Here is a 15799-nt window from a genome sequence, read left to right as displayed (position 1 = left end):
CGCATGCATCCGCAATCGGCTCGCCAGAGCGCGGTGCGGGCCGATCGCGGATCCTGCATGAGTCGAGTTCCGCGCCCGCGGCGCGATAGCCCTGCTGCATAGGTTTGCCAGTGCTTGGTTATGGGATGGCCGGGGCGCTTTGGATAGCGTCGGCCCGGCGCGAAGCCCGTCCATCGACCGGCGCGCCGCGCCGGCCATTGGAGGGACCAGCCATGAAATTCGACCGTCGCGCCTTCCTGGCGGGAAGCTCATTGGCGGCGCTGATGCCGCTTTCGGCGCTGCGCGCGGGCAAGGTGGACGCGGGCGTGAAGACCCGGACGGTGACGGGCGCGGCCGGGCCGATCGAGATCCTCGACGATCAATGGGGCATTCCGCACATCCGCGCCCGGAGCAAGGCCGATGCCTTTTTCGGCCAGGGCTATGTGGTCGCGCGTGATCGGCTGTTTCAGCTCGACCTGGGGCACAGGCGCGGCATGGGGCGGCTGGCCGAGGCGTTCGGCCCGGCCTTTGCCGCACACGATCACTCCGAACGGCTGTTCCATTATCGCGGCGACCTGGATGCCGAACTGGCGAAACTGCCCGCCGAGGTCCTGGCCTGCGCGAGGGGCTATGTCGCCGGCATCAACGCCCGCATCGACGAGGTGATGGCCGATCCTGCGCTGCTGCCTGCTGAATATCGCATCCTGGGCGCCGCGCCGATGCGCTGGGACGTGCGCGACATCGTCACCGAGCGTGGCGCTTCGATCGGCAATGTCGATGACGAGATCCGCCGCGCGCGGCTGGCGGCGCTGAACATGCTCGAACTCGATACGCTCGTCGCGCCGTTGCGCCCGGCCTGGACGTTGCGCGTGCCCGAAGGGCTGGACGTGGCGGCGATATCGGAGGCGGATCTGGGCATACTCGCGCAGGTGGAAGGCGGCCTGCCGTTCGGCGCCACGCCCAGCCCGGTGCGCGACGTGCGCGATCCGGCGGGTGCGCGGATTGAGGGGGCGAATGCCGGATCCAATGCGTGGACGGTGGGGCCGGGGCGCAGCGCCACCGGCCGGCCGATCCTGGCCAATGATCCGCATCTGGGCATCGGCGGCTTCGCGCCGCGCCATGTCGCGCATCTGACCGCGCCGGGGCTCGACGTGATCGGCGGCGGATCGCCGGGACTGGCGGGCATCATGCAGGGCCATACCGATCGCTTCGCCTTCGGCCGCACCAATTCGCACAACGACCAGAGCGACCTGTTCGTGCTCGAACTCGATCCCGCCGATCCCGAACGCTACCGCCATGGCGGCGGCTGGAAACGGTTCGACATCGTCGAGGAGGCGATCGCGATCAAGGGCGCCGAACCGCGCCGTGTGACCTTGCGCTATTCGGTGCATGGCCCGGTGCTGCTTCACGATCCCAAGCGGCGGCGGGCGACCGCGCTCGCCAGCGTGACGATGATGCCGGGCGCGATGGACGGCTTCTCGATGATCGCGATCAACATCTCGCGCGACTGGGAGAGCCTGCGCGCCGCGTTCAGATGGCATCCGTCGCCCACCAATTTCCATTATGCCGATATCGACGGCAATCATGGCTGGCAGGTGATCGGCGCGGCGCCGATCCGCGGCGGCGGGCATGACGGGCTGCTGCCCGCCCCCGGCGACGGCCGCTACGACTGGACGGGGCGTTACGGCGCGGAGAAGCTGCCGCGCGACTACAACCCCGCCAAGGGCTGGTTCGCGACGGCCAACCAGGACAATCTGCCCGCCGATTATTCGAAGACGCAGGGGCCGCTCGCCTTCTCCTTCCGCGAACCCTATCGCTACGAACGCATCGTCGCGGTGCTGAAGGATCAGTCGCGTCACACGCTGGCCGACAGCGCGGCCTTGCAGCAGGATGTGATGTCCACGCCCGCGCGCCAGCTCTGCGCGCTGATCCCGCCGGCGCCCCCCGCCGCCGCGAAACCGGCGGCGGACATGCTGCGCGGCTGGAACGGGCGGCTCGACGCGGACAGCGGGCAGGCGGCGCTGTTCCAGATCCTGTGGGCCGATCTCGGCAAGCGCGTGCTCGACGCGATCGTGCCGGCACAGGCGCGCGCGCTGGTGCCGTCGATCGCGGCGGGCGAGCTGATCCGGCTGATGCGCGATCCCGATGCGCGTTTCGGGCCGGACCGGGCAGCGACGCGCGACCGGCTGTTTGGCGAGGCGCTGGCGGCGGCCTGGGCGGAGGCGAAAAAGCTGATGGGCGACGATCCCGCGCGCTGGCGCTGGGGCGCGCTGCACAGGGTGCGGATCGCGCACCCCCTGTCGCGCCTGCCCGAAATCGCCGCCGCCTTCCCGCCGATCGAGGGCGGGGAATCGCCCGGCGACAATTTCACGGTCAATGCGCGCTGGGTGGCGGCGAAGCAGGGCTATCGCACCTCGGGCGGCGCCAGCTACCTCCAGGTGATCGATGTCGGCAATTGGGACGAGAGCCTGTACGTCAATCTGCCCGGCCAGTCCGCCGATCCGTCATCGCCGCATTATCGCGACCAATATGGCCCCTGGCTCGCCGGGCGCATGCAAAAACTGCCCTTCAGCAAGCGGGCGGTCGACGCGGTGGTGCGGGCGCGGACGATGCTGGTGCCTGGCAAGCCTGGATAAGCCCGGCTCATCACGATCCGGCATCAGCGCCCGCCCAGTTCCTTCGCGAAGAAGTCGGCGACAACCCGGTAGACCTGCCGGGATTCGGGTAGATCCGAATTGTTGAAGAAGGCGTGCCACATGCCCTCCCACATATGCAGCCTGGCCCTGGCGCCGGCGCGGCGGAGGCGGCGGTGGCTCTCGACGGCGGCGGAGAAGGCGAAGTCGCGCGTGCCCCCGACGATCAGCGTCGGCGGAAATCGCGCCAATAGCTTGGGGAAGAAATCCGGCGAGACCAGCGGGTCTTCGGCATCGACGCCCTCCAGATAGCTGGACCAGTGATCGCTGTTCCCCGGATCGGGCGCTTCCCCGGTCAGCGCGAAGCCCCAGAAGCGGGAATCGCCGGACCACCGGGTGGTGGCCATCGCGGACAGCAGGGCAATGGCGCCCGGCACCGGCAGGTCCTGTTCCAGGAACCACGCGACCGACATCGCGGCGAGCATTCCGCCGGCCGAACATCCGAAAATGCCGATATCCTGGGCGCGATGGCGTTCGAGCAGTGCCCGGTAGAGTGAGGCGATATCTTCGCTTGCGGCCGGAAAGCGATGCTCCGGCCCTTGGCGGTAATCGACCGTCATCACCCTGACGCCCGCCGTGGCGGCGATGGGGATCGCCTCCACCAGCCCGCCAAGCCCGGCGCCGATCTCGAAGCCGCCGCCATGAAGATTGACGAGGATGCGGCCTTCATTATGCGCGGATATGCCCGAAAGGGGCGTGACCACGGCCACGCGGACGCCGCCGACCATCTCTTCGTCGATCGCGCAAGGATAGCGTTCGCGGTGGCGCGCGAGATGCGGCGTATAGAGCAATTCATCCGCCCTTTGGCGTGTCGCGCCGATATCGTCGCCTATCCATTTGGGCGGATCGCGATATCGCGCGATGAAGGCCCGGCGCGCCTCGTCGCTCCAATAGCTGGAAACGGGCACGTCGAAGGGCTGGATATGGGCGGCGCCCTGTTCGTTCACGCGCGACAGGGCGGGCGCGGTTCCGGCTTGGGTTTCGTCGGTCATGTCCGGTCCGATCCGGCGGGGGCGGGAGGCCGCGCGGGCCCCAGATGTTCGGTGAAATGGCGGACGATCAGCTCAAGCGCCTCGATCGCCTCGGGAACGCGCACGTCATCGAAGACGAAGCCGTGCCCCATGCCCTCCCAGAGTTCGAGCGTGGCATCGACGCCGGCGTCGACGAACCGGCTGTGCGAGGCGATCGCGGAACTGACCGCGCCGTCGCGCGTGCCGCAGACGAACAGTGTCGGGGGAAAGCCGCGCAGTATCTCCGGGAAGAATGCGGGCGACACCAGCGGCGCATGGAGATCCTCCGTCCGCACATAGGGCATGCCCGTGGACGGCGGGTTGGGGGTGGCCGCCGGCGCCGGCCATCCCACCAGCGGGAGGACGGTATAGCGGGAATCGCCGCCCCAGACATTGTCGGCGGGCGACGAGATGATGCAGAGCGCCCCGGGGGCGGGCAGGCCCTGTTCCGCGAACCAGGCGGTCGACATGGCGGTGAGCACGCCCCCGGCCGAATTGCCGTAGATGCCGATCCGGCCGGGATCGTGGGATTGCAGCAATGCGCGGTAGACGGCGGTGACATCCTCGCTGGCGGCGGGGAATTCATGTTCCGGGCCCATGCGATAATCGATGGCGACGGTCCTGATCCCGCTTGTCGCCGCGACCGGGATCGCCTCCAGCAGCGCCCCCATGCCCGCACCGATCCGAAAGCCGCCGCCATGCAGGCAGATCAGCACGCGATCGTCCGGACGATCGCCGGGGGCGCCGTCCGGTTCGACGATGTCGACCCTGACGCCGCCCATCTCCGCCGGCGTGATCCGCGCCGGATACAGCGCCTTCGCCGCCTCCAGCCGGGGCGCGTAGAAGATCCGGTCCATCGCCGCCCGCTGCTCGGCGATGGGCAGCCGGGGATCGAGCGGCGGCGGGTTGAAGACGGCCTTGATCCACTGGGCCTTCGCCGCCGCGCTCAGGCAGCCGGGCAGCGGTATCGTCATCGGCCGGACCCGGATCGTTCCCATGTCGTCGATCATCGCAACCGCCCTCTCAATAGAACATGCGCACGGTCAGGCCATAGGTCCTGGGCGCGCCGAAGATGAGCGCGCCGCTGTTGGAATAGACCGTATAATCCTTGTCGGTGAGATTGTTCGCCCAGAGCGCGATGTTGGTCCTGACGCCGCCGATATCGATATCGGACAGGCCCAATCGTGCATTCAACAGCCCCCGGCCGTTGTTCGGGAACGCGATCGCCCCGGTCGTCGAACTGACCTGCGCGCCCGCATAGGCATAGTTGACGAGTGCGGACAGCGTGCCGAGCGATGCCAGCGGCACGCTGTATTCGCCGCCGATCGTGTAGCTCCATTTCGGTGCGTTGAGGAAGATGACGCTGCCGCTGGTGTGGAGATAGGCAAGGTTGCCCTGCAGCCGCAGGCCGGCGGCCGGACGGATCTCCACTTCCCCCTCGAACCCGTCGAAATCGGCGCTGCCGCCATTGACTGTCGACGCGCATCCGAACGGGCAGTTCGGCGTCTGCACGATATCGGAAACCTGGATATCGCTGTAATCATTGTGAAAAGCGTTGACGTTCAGCAACAGGCGCTTGTTCAGCAGCGTCGATTTCAGGCCGGCTTCATAGCTGACGATATGTTCGGGATCGAAGGCGCTCAGATCCTCGTCGAACAAGGAGAAGCCGCCGGTGCGATAGCCGCGCGATATCTTCACATAGCTGTGGATGTCGTCGCTCCAGCGATAGTCGAGCGTCAGCGACGGATCGAAGCTGCTCGAATGCGTCGATGCGCGGCTGAACGCGGTCACGCCGCCGGCGGCCTCGCGATCGTCATAGGATGCGCGCGCGCCGATTGTGATGTCGAGCCGGCGATCGAGCAGCGGCGGCGTCCAGGTGACGTTCGCATAGATGCCCGCGGCGACATTGCGGGCCCGGCCGGGATCGAGGAAGAAGAAGGGGGTGGGGAAGCCGGTGGCGATGCCGAACCGCGTCCGCCCGCTTTCCTTGAAGAAAAGCGCGCCCAGCGTGTAGCGCACCGACGCGTCCGGGGCATCGCCGGTCAGCAGTAATTCCTGGCTGAACTGTTTCTGGTGGACGGCGGTATAGCCGGTGATCGGTAGCGAAAAGAACGCGCCCGCAGTGTCTGTGACCGCGTTCGTGCGGATCTTCCGGAAGGCGGTGATCGACTTGAGCGCGATGTTGGCGCCCGCGCGCCAGTCGATGGTGAGCGCGTGCCCGCTCGCGGTGAAATCGTCCCGCATCGCGGTCGCGATCGGCGGGGAGACCCGTTTGCGGGGAAAACCGGTCTGGAAGAGATTGGCGGTGCCGTCCTGCGTGCCCCGATCGAAGACATAATCGACGGTCATGTCCGGATCGGGCGTCCAGCGCAGCGCGGCCCGGACGCCCTCGCGATCGCGCCGGCCGAAATCCCGGCCGGTGCCGGGGTTCTTCACCCAGCCTTCGAAACCGGATCGCAGATAGCTCAGCTTCAGCGAGAATTCGGCGAATTTGGGCAGGTTGACGTTGATGAGCGCGCGCGCATGGCCGAAATTGCCGAAATCGAACGTCCCGTTCACGCCGAACGTGCCGGTCGGCTTGGCGGATATGAACTTGACCGCGCCGCCGATGGTGTTGCGGCCGTACAGCGTGCCCTGGGGCCCGCGCAGGACCTCGATCCGCTCGACATCGCCCATGTCCATGACGATCCCGGCGGAGCGGGCGACGTAGACGTCGTCGATATAGAGGCCGACGGCGGGATCGTTGCTGACCGAGATCGTGTTGAGCGATCCGACGCCACGAATGCGCAGGTCCACCACGCTGCTCGAATAGTTGAAGGGCTGCAACTGGAGCGCCGGCACTTCCTTGACAAGATCGGTGATGTCGGTGAAGCCGATGCGTTCCAGCGCGGCGGCGCCCAGCACGTTCATCGGGATCGGCACGTCCTGCGCCTTTTCCACGCGCTTCTGCGCGGTGACGATGATCTCCTCCAGCTCCGGCGCATCGCCGCCGGGCGGATCCGTCGCGGCCCGGCCGGGCGCGGGCATCGCGCCGATCAGTGCCGTGCACGCTAGAAACAGGCTCGACCTCATTTCCCTCTCCCCTTGTTCTTTTCTGCTGCCCGGTCGGACCGGGCGCCACGATTCGAGCCTATGCGGGCAAGGGCGGGGCAAGAATCCCCATTTATGGATGAAAGCACAGGGCGGCTCCGCTTGAACCGGGCATCCCCGTTTGAGGATATCGAAGGCGCTTCGGCCGCGACAATCATCCCGCACAATCCAGGAGAGGGCGCGTGACGATAGAACCGCATCGATTAGCCGACATTGTCGAGATCCATCAGCTTTTCGCGGCGCGGTTGCGCGCGCTGGATATGAAGGACTGGGATCTCTACGCCGCCTGCCACACCGGGGATGTTCGCGGGCAGACCTATGGCGACCATCCCGGCGCCGCGACGCCCGACGAAAATGCCCCGGTCTACGACTATGTCGGCATTCCCGAGATGATCGCCCGTATCCGCGATTTCATCGAGGGGCCGGTGCCGCTCACCACCTGTCATCACGGCCATAATCCGGAAATCACCCTGCTGTCCGAAACCGAGGCCAGCGGCATCTGGGCGATGGAGGACCGGCTGTGGTGGAGCGATGGAGAGCGCCGGGAAATGATGCACGGCCATGGCCATTATCACGAGACCTACCGCAAGGTGGATGGTCGGTGGCTGATCTCCTTCCGCAAGCTGACGCGCCTGCATCTGGAGCGTTCGCCGGGTTTCTACGATCGGCCGGGCGCATGACGCTTCGGGGCAAGGTCGCCTATATCACGGGCGGATCGGCGGGCATCGGCGAGGCGGCGTGCAGGGCCTTTGCAGGGCAGGGCGCGGCGGTGGTGATCGCCGATGTCGATGCCGATGGTGGATCGGCATTGGCGGAGGAATTGCGCGGGGCGGGCCATCGCTGCCTGTTCATGGAAACCGATGTGCGGAGCGACGACGGCGTCGCGCGTTCGATCGCCGAGGCGGAGGCTCAATTCGGCCGCATCGACATCCTCTACAACAATGCCGGCGGATCCTCGGCCGCCGACGGGCCGGTAACGGAAACCCCGCTGGACGTGTTCCGGACCGCTTATGAGGTGAATGTGCTCGGCACCTGGCTGGTCTGCCGGCACGGCATCGGTGTGCTGCGCCGTGGCGGCGGCGGCGCGATCGTCAACACCAGCTCGACCGCCGCGCTGGCCGGCCATCCGGGCTATGACGCCTATACCGCGGCGAAAGGCGCGGTCGCTTCGCTGACACGATCGATGGCGGTGTCGCTCGCGGCCGACAATATCCGCGTCAATGCGATCGCGCCGGGCGCCACCGGCACAAGACGCGTCGCGCAATATGCGGCGGATGGCAAGATCCGGTCGAGCTGGATGGATCGCCATTTGCTGGGATTGATCGATCCGGCCGATATCGCATCGGCGGCGCTGTTCCTGGCCTCCGACGCGTCGCGCGGCATGACCGGACAGATCGTCACCGTCGATGGCGGGGCGACGATCACCGCCGTTTCGCGCGCGCAGTGCGCATGAAGCCGATGGTTCATTCCACCTTGTCGAGGACGGATATCGATGGTTGATCGCGTGAAGGGCAAGGTCGCGCTGGTGACGGGCGCCGGATCGGGAATGGGGGCGGCCTCGGCTAGGCTGCTCGCCCGCGAGGGCGCGGCCGTCGTCGTCACGGACATCCGCGCGGATGCCGGCGAACGGGTCGCCGCCGATATATGCGGGGCGGGCGGCGCCGCCATCTTCGCAGGGCATGACATTGCGGAGGAGGATAGCTGGATCGCGGTTCTCGATCGGGCCGTGTCCGCATTCGGGGGGCTCGACATCCTGATCAATAATGCGGCGGTCGGCGAACCTCTCGGCACCGTCGAGGCGCTGAGCCTGGATCAATGGCGCGCGATGATGCGCGTCAATCTGGACGGCACCTTCCTGGGCATCAAGCATGGCATCGGCGCGATCCGCCGCAACGGGCGCGGCGGTTCGATCGTCAATTTCTCGTCGATCCTCGGGGCGGTCGGCAGCCCGAACACCGCCGCCTATGTGGCGAGCAAGGGCGGCGTCCACCTGCTCACCAAGTCCGCGGCGCTCCACTGCGCCGCCCAGCGCAACGGCATCCGCGTCAATTCGATCCTTCCCGGATGGATCCGCACGCCGATGTCGCAGGGCGCGCTCGAGAACAGGGGCGTGGCGGCCGGGTCGAGCCGGGCGATCGAGGCGACGCCGCTCGGCCGGCTCGGCGAGCCCGAGGAAGTGGCCTATGGCGTGCTCTTCCTGGCATCGGACGAAGCCAGCTTCGTCACCGGCACCGAACTCGCGATCGATGGCGGCTATCTCGCGCAATAGCGCCGATGGTTCGGCGCATCGGTTGACATCGGGCTGGCCACGGATCAGTCCTGCGACGATCGGCGGCGGCACCATGCCGCGTTGCCGATCGCAAGCAGACGATCGCGCGCGACGAGCCAGGCCGATGACGGACGACGACATTGCGGGCGCGGGGGCGGCCGCCCCGGATCAGGACTGGTCGCAAGCCTATGAGGAGCTTGTCGCGCTCGTCTATCAGGGGCCGCTCGACGAACAGCCCTGGAAGGGCTTTCTCCAGCGGCTGCGGAGTCATCTGGGCAGCGATGTCGCCGCCATGACCCTGCGCCACTTCTCCCGAGACCTGCCGCAACTCGTCATCTGGGAAAGCGGCGGGCAGGGCGACGATGCGGAGGCGGTGCGCGGTTCGCGCCTGCGGCTCTGCGACCTGGATCCGCTGGGCAAGGCGCTGACGCGTTCGGGCGACGTGCGCATCCTGGACGAGGTGATTGCGCGCGAGGAGCTGGTGAAGACGAGCTTCTACACCGAATTGATGGCGCCGTTCGGCATCGAATATCAGCTCGGGATACTCGTATCCGAACCAAGCGGTTGGAAATGCGGCATGGGGCTGATGAACGGCCCGTCGAAGCGCAATTTCGATCGCGCCGACAAGGCCTGCCTCCAGCGGCTGATTCCCCATCTGGAACGCGCGCTGGAAACCTATGCCAAGCTCGAACAGGCACGATCGCGTGAAATGGTGCTGGCGGATACGCTGGAAAGGATGTCGATCGGCACGGTGATCCTCGACGGTACCGGCGCGATCATGGAAGCCAGCCGGATGGTGGAGGACATTCCCCAGCTTCTGATCAACCGGGGGCGGCTGGCCATATCGTCGAGCCAGGCGAATGCGCAGTTCCAGGCGCTCGTCAGGGAAGCGCTGGATCACCGCAGCCGGAATGGGGCGGCCAGCTTCATCGACGCGCTGAAGGTGGAGGGAGAGGAAAGCGACCTGGGCCTGCTGGTGCGGAGCGTCGAATGCTCCGACCAGACGCGCGGAGACGTCTACCCGGCCGTCATCGTCTATGTCTCGCAGGCGGCGACGCGCCGGCTGGCTTCGGACCAGCTTGTCGGGCGCATCTTCGGCCTCAGCCCGACCGAGGCGCGGCTCGCCATGCACCTCGCCAACGGCATGAGCCTGGCCGAAGCGGCGGCGGCGCTCGGCCTCGCCGAAAGCTCGGTGCGGACCTACAGCAAATATGTGTTCGCGAAGCTGGGCGTCAGCCGGCAGGCCGATCTCGTCAGGCTGGTGCTCAACAGCGTGGCGCTGCTCGCCTGAGGGGGCTTGTTCCGCCTGGACCCTTGGCGTTGCTTTACCCATCCCTGCTTTAGACAAGCGTGCGGGTCAGCACAGGATCGAAGGGTTCCAGCGGCTGACCCTCCGCCACGCGGCGGACCAGATCGGGATTGGCCAGTAGTGCCCGGCCGACGCCGATCATGTCGACATCGCCGCGTGCGATCCATTCGGCGGCGCGCGCGATCGTGTCGGCGCCCGATGCGCCCGCTGGCCATTGCCCGTCAGCCGGGCCTGGGGGCAGGCCGGCGCCGCCGACCATCATCGCGGGCCGGCCCGTCAATTTCCTCGCCCATCCGGCAAGATTGAGGTCGGGTCCCGCAAAGGCGGCGTCCCAGAAGCGGCGGGTGCTCGCATCGAAGATGTCGACCCCGGCATCGGCGATCGGGCCGAGCAGGGTTTCGAGCTGATCCGGGTCTTGCGCGAGCCGGGCGCGATAATCCTGCGACTTGTGCTGGGAGAAGCGGAACAGGATCGGAAAGCCTTCGCCCACCGCTTCGCGAATGGCGCGCACCGTCTCCACCGCGAAGCGGCTGCGCCTGGTCAGGTCGCCGCCCCAGCGATCGTCGCGCCGGTTGGTATCTTCCCAAAGGAAACTGTCGATCAGATAGCCGTGCGCGCCATGGATCGCGATGCCGTCGAAGCCGATCCGTTTCGCCGCGCGGGCGCTGCGGGCATAGGCATGGACGACATCGGCGATATCCTCCTCGCTCATCGCGCGCCCGGGCGGCCCTGCGCGTTCGACATAATCGGGATCGAGCGAATGCACGCCGGGCGAGCCCCAATGGCCCGATGGACGCAATTGCTGCGGGGGCGATGCGCCGATGAGCGCCCCGAACAACGGGCCCTGGTGCCAGAGCTGCGGAAAGATGCGGCCACCTGCCGCGTGGACCTGCTCCACGACCATGCTCCAGCCGCCGGCGGTGGCGTCGCCGCCGATCCTGGGAATATCGCCATGGTCGATCGCGGCGGGGTGGTCGATCCCGGTGCCCTCGGTCACGATCAGCCCGACGCCGCCTTCGGCCCGCCTGCGATAATAGGCGGCCACATTCTCGCCCGGCACGCCGCCCGGCGAGAAGCTGCGCGTCATCGGCGACATGACGAAACGGTTGCGCAGCCTGAGTCCGCCGATATCGAACGGGTCGAACAGCGATCCGGTGCCGGTCATGCGCGAACCGCGCCGAGCCCGTGATCCCCGGCGGTAGCGACGCCCATGCGCGATGGGCAGGAATGAAGCCATGTCATGGCCGGTCACTGCGGAAAAGTCGCGCCTCCAGCTACCGCCAGATGGAGGGGGAGGGGCTATTTGCCGGGCTTTTCGCTCGCCCGTCCACTTTGCTTATCATCCTGGTTTCGCGTCCAGAAATTCCATGATGATCTCCATCGCATGGACCGGCAATTCGCTCTCCGGAATCGCCGCCATCGCCTCGCCGAGATAGGCGCCATGGCCGCCCGGCAGGACGACGAGCTGGGCGCCGGGGATGATCCGGGCCATCTGCGCGACATGATCCAGCGGGGCGACATCGTCATTGGCCTGCACGATCATCGTCGGCGCCTTGATCGAAGCGAGCTGCGCGTCGCTCCATCCTTCGAAGCCGAGCAGGTTGCGCATCAGCTTGGGCGTCAGCATATCGAGGCTGCGTGGATCGGGCGCGACCTTCAGATAGGCGCGGCGATAGATGTCCGGCATGCTGCGCGCATCGGCGGTTTCGAACGATCGCAGCAATTCCGGCCGGATCGCGTCACGGCGATAATAGACCGATCCCAGCACCAGCCGATCGACCAGTTCCGGGTGCCGGATCGCGAACTCCATCGCGACGCTGCCGCCATTGCTGAAACCCAGAATGTCGACCTTGTCGATGCCCAATTGCCGCAGCAGCGCGGCGGTGTCGTCGGCCATCCGGCTGAACGAGAGCGGGCGATCGATATCCGCGGTATGCCCGTGCGCCTGTTGTTCGGGCGCGATGACGAGGCGACGGGCGGCAAGCATCGGCAGGATCGCGCCGAAACTGGTGTCGATCGTCGATCCGCCGCCATGCAGGATCAGCAGCGGCTTTCCCTTGCCGTGCACCTCGTAATAGAGGCGGAGCGGGCCGACCTGCGCATAACCGCTTCCCGGCGCAGGTTGCGCCCGGCCGGGCGCGGCGCCGAGCAGCGACAGGATCGCCGCCGCCGCGAGAACGGCCCGGCGGGCATTATGCTGCATCTTGCAGGCTCGTGGCGACGGCATCGGCCAGCCGGTCGATGCCGTCCTGCGTGCCCAGGTGGCGCTGCTCGCGCGCGCCGTCGCCCGTCAGGAAGGCCGCCTGTTCGGTGAATTTCATTTGCGTGCCGCTTCCGCCCGGGCTGAGTTCGATGGTCACGAGCGAAGCGGACAGGCGCACGCCGCCGAAGCTCATTTCATAGGCGTAGATGATGCGCCGTTCGGGCACGATATCGAGATAATGGCCATGAAAGGTCAGCTCTTCGCCCTCGGGTGTGCGCCATCTCTTGATCTCCAGGCCGCCGGGCCGGAAATCGAACGCATCCTCCAGGATCGTCCAGTCGGCATGGCATCCGCTCCAGCGATCCTTGAGCTTCGGATCGCTCCAGAAGCGAAAGGCCTGGCGCGGCGATCCAGGCAATTCGCGCTCGATCACGAAGCTGTGATGCGCGACAGGGTCGGTCGTCATTCTCCATCCTCCTCTTGCCGTAGTTCCAGCATCGCGGCTGCGAGCCGGTCGAACGCCTTGTTCCACGCGGTTTCGCGATCGCGCGCCCAGTCGCCGATCAGGTGCAGCGCCTCGGTCCTGATGCTGAAGGTGCGGGCGCGGCCGATCTTGCGCGATGCGACGATGCCGCCATCCTCCAGCACCTTGAGGTGCTTGACCGCGGAGGGCAGCCGCATGCCCGAGGGGGCTGCGAGCGCCTTCACCGTGGCCGGGCCGGCGCTCAATTGCTCGACCATGGCGAGGCGCTGCGGATCGGCGAGCGCGAAGAACATGCGATCAAGGGGTTGGGCAAGCATGGTCGGGAGCCTGATGGTTTCGGTTAGTGGAAACTATCAGGCTCCGGCGCGGCGTCAAGACAGTTTCTCTTGAAGGAAACTAATAGGGATCATCCCCGAACCAGATCGGCGGCGTGCGGCGCCACCATTGGAGGGCGGCTTCGAGCTGAAGGGCGAGCGCCAGCAGCAGCGCCTCGCCGCCCGGCCGGGTGGCGAACTGGATGCCGACGGGCAAGCCAGTGTCGCTGAAACCCATGGGCAGGCTGATCGCCGGGGTGCCCGCGAAATTGTCGATCCAGCAATAGCCGGCATAATCGACCAGGTGATCGCGCTGGTCCTGCCATGCGCCATCGGGGCCGAACACGCCGATGCGCACGATCTCCGTGCCGAAGGTCGGCGTCATCCAGATATCGCATGTCTCGAAGCCGGCGAGATAGGCGATCGCGGCGCGTTCCATCGTGCGTGTCGCGTCGGCGAAGCGCGCATCGTCGATCCGCTTGCCCGCCGCGACCAGGGTGGCTGAACGATATTCGAGATCCGCGGGTGTGATCGGAATGCCGATATGCGCGGCAAGCACATCGAGTTGGCGGGTGAACCGGCCTTCGATGAAGTCGTTGAGCGCGGCGATCGTGACGGGGCCGTCGAACGGCAATCGGCCGTCATCGACATGGTGACCCAGCCGCTCCAGCAGGCGGATTGTCTCCGCGAAGACGCGGGCCACGCTGGCGTCGGGCGCCGCGCCGGTGCGCATGACCGGGGCATGGCAATGGATGCGCAGCGCGCTGTCGACCGGTTCGGTGACGAACGGGACGGGCGGGAAGGCTGCGGCCGGATCGCGCGTCTGCGTCGCTTCCAGCCAGGCGGCGCTGTCGCGCACCGTGCGGCTGACACAGCCATTGACGCCCAGATCGGTGAAGCCGTGCATCGCCTCGTCGCCGATATTGCGCCCGCGCGACGGCTTGAGGCCGACCAGACCGCAGGGCGCGGCGCCATGGCGGATCGAGCCAAGCCCGTCGCTGGCATGCGCGACGGGCACGACGCCCGCCGCCACCGCCGCCGATCCCCCGCCCGACGATCCGCCGGGTGCGTGATCGAGGCTCCAGGGATTGCGCGTCGGCCCGGCCAGCGGCGATTCCGTCGCGACGTTGAGCCCCAGTTCGGGCATGGTCGAGCGCGCGATCGAGATCGGCCCGGCATCGGCGATCGCCTGTGTATAGGGACCGTCCTGCTGCGGCACATGTTCACGCAGCACCGTGGCGCCCCAGCTTGCCGGCATATCTTTCTCGTCGATCATGTCCTTGATCAAGGTCGGGATGCCGGCGAGCGGGCCGGAGCGCGGCGACTGCGCCTGGGCGCGGGCGCGTTCGAAGGCCGGCCATGCGATGAAGTTGAGCTGGGCGTTGGCGGCGTCCGCGTGTTCGATGGCGCGCTCCACCAAAGCGGCCTGGGTCGTGCGCCCGTCAGCAAGCGCCGAGCGCATGTCGATCATGTCGTTCGCCGGGCGGGCGACCGATAAGCTCTTCGTCATGGGATTTTCCCGGGTTCGAGGTGCGCGGGTGGCTGGCGCGCTATTGCGTCCGTTCGAGCGCGGCCTGCCAGGACGGCGCCTCCTGTGCCGGCACAAGGAAGCGCAACGCGCGCGCGATGGCCGCGCCCATCACCGAGATATGCGTCTCGTCCGCGAACAGCGCCAGTTCGGTCGCGACGCCATGCGCGGCGAGGGCAGTCCGCATGCGATAGGCATTGCTGATGATCGATGCGGCGGAGACGGCTTCGCCCGGCTCCTCCTCGCGCGCGCCAGCCGAGAGGAACACCGATATGCCGGGCGGCAGCGTGCCGGGCGGCAGGGCCTGCACCGCCTCCACCATCTGGGCGTCGCCGGGCATGGGCGGAAAATCGAGCAGCGCGGGACTCATCATCGCATAGCCCGCAAAGGCATCCGGGCGTTGCGTCAGCACGAACGCCGCGAAATGCCCGCCCGCCGATGTGCCGAAGATCATGCGCCGCGTGCCAGCCGTTTCGGGCGCGCGGCGCTCCACCTCCGGCACGACGCTGTCGATCAGAGCTGCAAGAAAGGCGTCGGCGCCACCCAGCTCGAGCGTTCCGAGCCCCGGCAGGTCGAGCGATCGGCGCGGCCCGCGATAGAAATCCAGCCCGCGCCGTCGGCCGACGAACGCATAATCGCCGCGTTCCTCGGCATAGCCGATGCCGACGATCACCGCCGGGCTGACCTCCCCGCCATAATGCCCCATCCGCGCCGCCTCGACGACGGTGCCGAAGCAATAATCGGCGTCGGTCACATAGACGGTCGCGGACGGGACGGCTGCCCCGCCGGTCGCGGACAGCGGCGGCCGCGCGATCGAAATGCGCAGGCCGGTGCAGAGGCCGTCGGGCGTGACGATGAAGTTCTCGATGCCCGGAATGGAGGAAATGGCGTTATCCGTCATGCGCTGCTCCCTGCTGTCA

Annotated in this window: 14 protein-coding genes; 5 read left to right on the top strand and 9 right to left on the bottom strand. The window is 67.3% G+C overall.

Features of this window, described 5'->3' with window-relative positions; genetic code table 11:
- Positions 1-212 precede the first annotated feature (212 nt).
- On the top strand, positions 213-2615 hold the full coding sequence (locus ACODTA_RS07070) for a penicillin acylase family protein (RefSeq protein ID WP_489065140.1): 2403 nt from the start codon (positions 213-215) through the stop codon (positions 2613-2615).
- A gap of 23 nt (positions 2616-2638) precedes the next feature.
- Here ACODTA_RS07070 and ACODTA_RS07065 read toward each other — a convergent pair whose 3' ends face one another.
- The 3 genes from ACODTA_RS07065 to ACODTA_RS07055 are packed head-to-tail and all read right to left on the bottom strand — an operon-like array spanning position 2639 to position 6754.
- The gene (locus ACODTA_RS07065; RefSeq protein WP_489065138.1) at positions 2639-3664 is read right to left on the bottom strand and encodes an alpha/beta hydrolase fold domain-containing protein; all 1026 of its coding nucleotides are present in this window, start codon (positions 3662-3664) and stop codon (positions 2639-2641) included.
- Complete coding sequence (locus tag ACODTA_RS07060) at positions 3661-4692, bottom strand: alpha/beta hydrolase (RefSeq protein WP_489065136.1); 1032 nt, start codon at positions 4690-4692, stop codon at positions 3661-3663. The genes ACODTA_RS07065 and ACODTA_RS07060 overlap by 4 nt, the downstream gene beginning before the upstream one ends.
- Positions 4693-4705: 13 nt before the next feature.
- Positions 4706-6754 carry a TonB-dependent receptor gene (locus tag ACODTA_RS07055; RefSeq protein ID WP_489065134.1) on the bottom strand — a complete coding sequence of 683 codons (2049 nt, stop codon included), beginning with the start codon at positions 6752-6754 and terminating at the stop codon, positions 4706-4708.
- Positions 6755-6954: 200 nt separating this feature from the next.
- Here ACODTA_RS07055 and ACODTA_RS07050 point away from each other — a divergent pair, with 200 nt between their 5' ends.
- From ACODTA_RS07050 to ACODTA_RS07035, 4 genes are all read left to right on the top strand, one after another.
- The gene (locus tag ACODTA_RS07050; RefSeq protein WP_489065132.1) at positions 6955-7452 is read left to right on the top strand and encodes a nuclear transport factor 2 family protein; all 498 of its coding nucleotides are present in this window, start codon (positions 6955-6957) and stop codon (positions 7450-7452) included.
- A complete protein-coding gene (locus ACODTA_RS07045; RefSeq protein WP_489065130.1) occupies positions 7449-8225 on the top strand; it encodes an SDR family NAD(P)-dependent oxidoreductase in 777 nt (258 codons plus the stop codon). Before ACODTA_RS07050 ends, ACODTA_RS07045 begins: the two co-directional genes overlap by 4 nt.
- Positions 8226-8264: 39 nt before the next feature.
- Complete coding sequence (locus ACODTA_RS07040) at positions 8265-9041, top strand: glucose 1-dehydrogenase (RefSeq protein WP_489065128.1); 777 nt, start codon at positions 8265-8267, stop codon at positions 9039-9041.
- 124 nt (positions 9042-9165) lie between these two features.
- On the top strand, positions 9166-10332 hold the full coding sequence (locus ACODTA_RS07035) for a helix-turn-helix transcriptional regulator (RefSeq protein WP_489065126.1): 1167 nt from the start codon (positions 9166-9168) through the stop codon (positions 10330-10332).
- 49 nt (positions 10333-10381) lie between these two features.
- Here the strand turns inward: ACODTA_RS07035 and ACODTA_RS07030 are convergent, their stop codons facing one another.
- The 6 genes from ACODTA_RS07030 to ACODTA_RS07005 form a co-directional block, all read right to left on the bottom strand.
- Positions 10382-11515 carry an oxidoreductase gene (locus ACODTA_RS07030; RefSeq protein ID WP_489065124.1) on the bottom strand — a complete coding sequence of 378 codons (1134 nt, stop codon included), beginning with the start codon at positions 11513-11515 and terminating at the stop codon, positions 10382-10384.
- Positions 11516-11689: 174 nt separating this feature from the next.
- Positions 11690-12553, bottom strand: coding sequence for an alpha/beta fold hydrolase (locus tag ACODTA_RS07025; protein WP_489065122.1), 864 nt, complete (start codon positions 12551-12553; stop codon positions 11690-11692).
- A complete protein-coding gene (locus ACODTA_RS07020) occupies positions 12543-13019 on the bottom strand; it encodes an SRPBCC family protein (protein WP_489065120.1) in 477 nt (158 codons plus the stop codon). The genes ACODTA_RS07025 and ACODTA_RS07020 overlap by 11 nt, the downstream gene beginning before the upstream one ends.
- Positions 13016-13354 (bottom strand): ArsR/SmtB family transcription factor, encoded by a 339-nt coding sequence (locus ACODTA_RS07015; protein ID WP_489065118.1) that lies wholly within the window; start codon positions 13352-13354, stop codon positions 13016-13018. The genes ACODTA_RS07020 and ACODTA_RS07015 overlap by 4 nt, the downstream gene beginning before the upstream one ends.
- Positions 13355-13433: 79 nt before the next feature.
- Entirely contained in the window at positions 13434-14861 is a 1428-nt protein-coding gene (locus tag ACODTA_RS07010) for an amidase family protein (RefSeq protein WP_489065116.1), read from the bottom strand.
- A 40-nt stretch (positions 14862-14901) separates the two neighbouring features.
- Positions 14902-15780 (bottom strand): alpha/beta hydrolase, encoded by an 879-nt coding sequence (locus tag ACODTA_RS07005; RefSeq protein WP_489065114.1) that lies wholly within the window; start codon positions 15778-15780, stop codon positions 14902-14904.
- Between the last annotated feature and the right edge of the window lie 19 nt (positions 15781-15799).

Source organism: Sphingomonas sp. FG14, assembly GCF_057809675.1.
This window is presented reverse-complemented; position numbering and strand designations above follow the sequence as displayed.

Bases quoted from the DNA above. Each gene is read 5' to 3' on its own strand.
- ACODTA_RS07070 (WP_489065140.1), top strand. From the start codon at position 213: ATGAAATTCGACCGTCGCGCCTTCCTGGCGGGAAGCTCATTGGCGGCG.
- ACODTA_RS07065 (WP_489065138.1), bottom strand. From the start codon at position 3,664: ATGACCGACGAAACCCAAGCCGGAACCGCGCCCGCCCTGTCGCGCGTG.
- ACODTA_RS07060 (WP_489065136.1), bottom strand. From the start codon at position 4,692: ATGATCGACGACATGGGAACGATCCGGGTCCGGCCGATGACGATACCG.
- ACODTA_RS07055 (WP_489065134.1), bottom strand. From the start codon at position 6,754: ATGAGGTCGAGCCTGTTTCTAGCGTGCACGGCACTGATCGGCGCGATG.
- ACODTA_RS07045 (WP_489065130.1), top strand. From the start codon at position 7,449: ATGACGCTTCGGGGCAAGGTCGCCTATATCACGGGCGGATCGGCGGGC.
- ACODTA_RS07040 (WP_489065128.1), top strand. From the start codon at position 8,265: ATGGTTGATCGCGTGAAGGGCAAGGTCGCGCTGGTGACGGGCGCCGGA.
- ACODTA_RS07035 (WP_489065126.1), top strand. From the start codon at position 9,166: ATGACGGACGACGACATTGCGGGCGCGGGGGCGGCCGCCCCGGATCAG.
- ACODTA_RS07030 (WP_489065124.1), bottom strand. From the start codon at position 11,515: ATGACCGGCACCGGATCGCTGTTCGACCCGTTCGATATCGGCGGACTC.
- ACODTA_RS07025 (WP_489065122.1), bottom strand. From the start codon at position 12,553: ATGCAGCATAATGCCCGCCGGGCCGTTCTCGCGGCGGCGGCGATCCTG.
- ACODTA_RS07020 (WP_489065120.1), bottom strand. From the start codon at position 13,019: ATGACGACCGACCCTGTCGCGCATCACAGCTTCGTGATCGAGCGCGAA.
- ACODTA_RS07015 (WP_489065118.1), bottom strand. From the start codon at position 13,354: ATGCTTGCCCAACCCCTTGATCGCATGTTCTTCGCGCTCGCCGATCCG.
- ACODTA_RS07010 (WP_489065116.1), bottom strand. From the start codon at position 14,861: ATGACGAAGAGCTTATCGGTCGCCCGCCCGGCGAACGACATGATCGAC.
- ACODTA_RS07005 (WP_489065114.1), bottom strand. From the start codon at position 15,780: ATGACGGATAACGCCATTTCCTCCATTCCGGGCATCGAGAACTTCATC.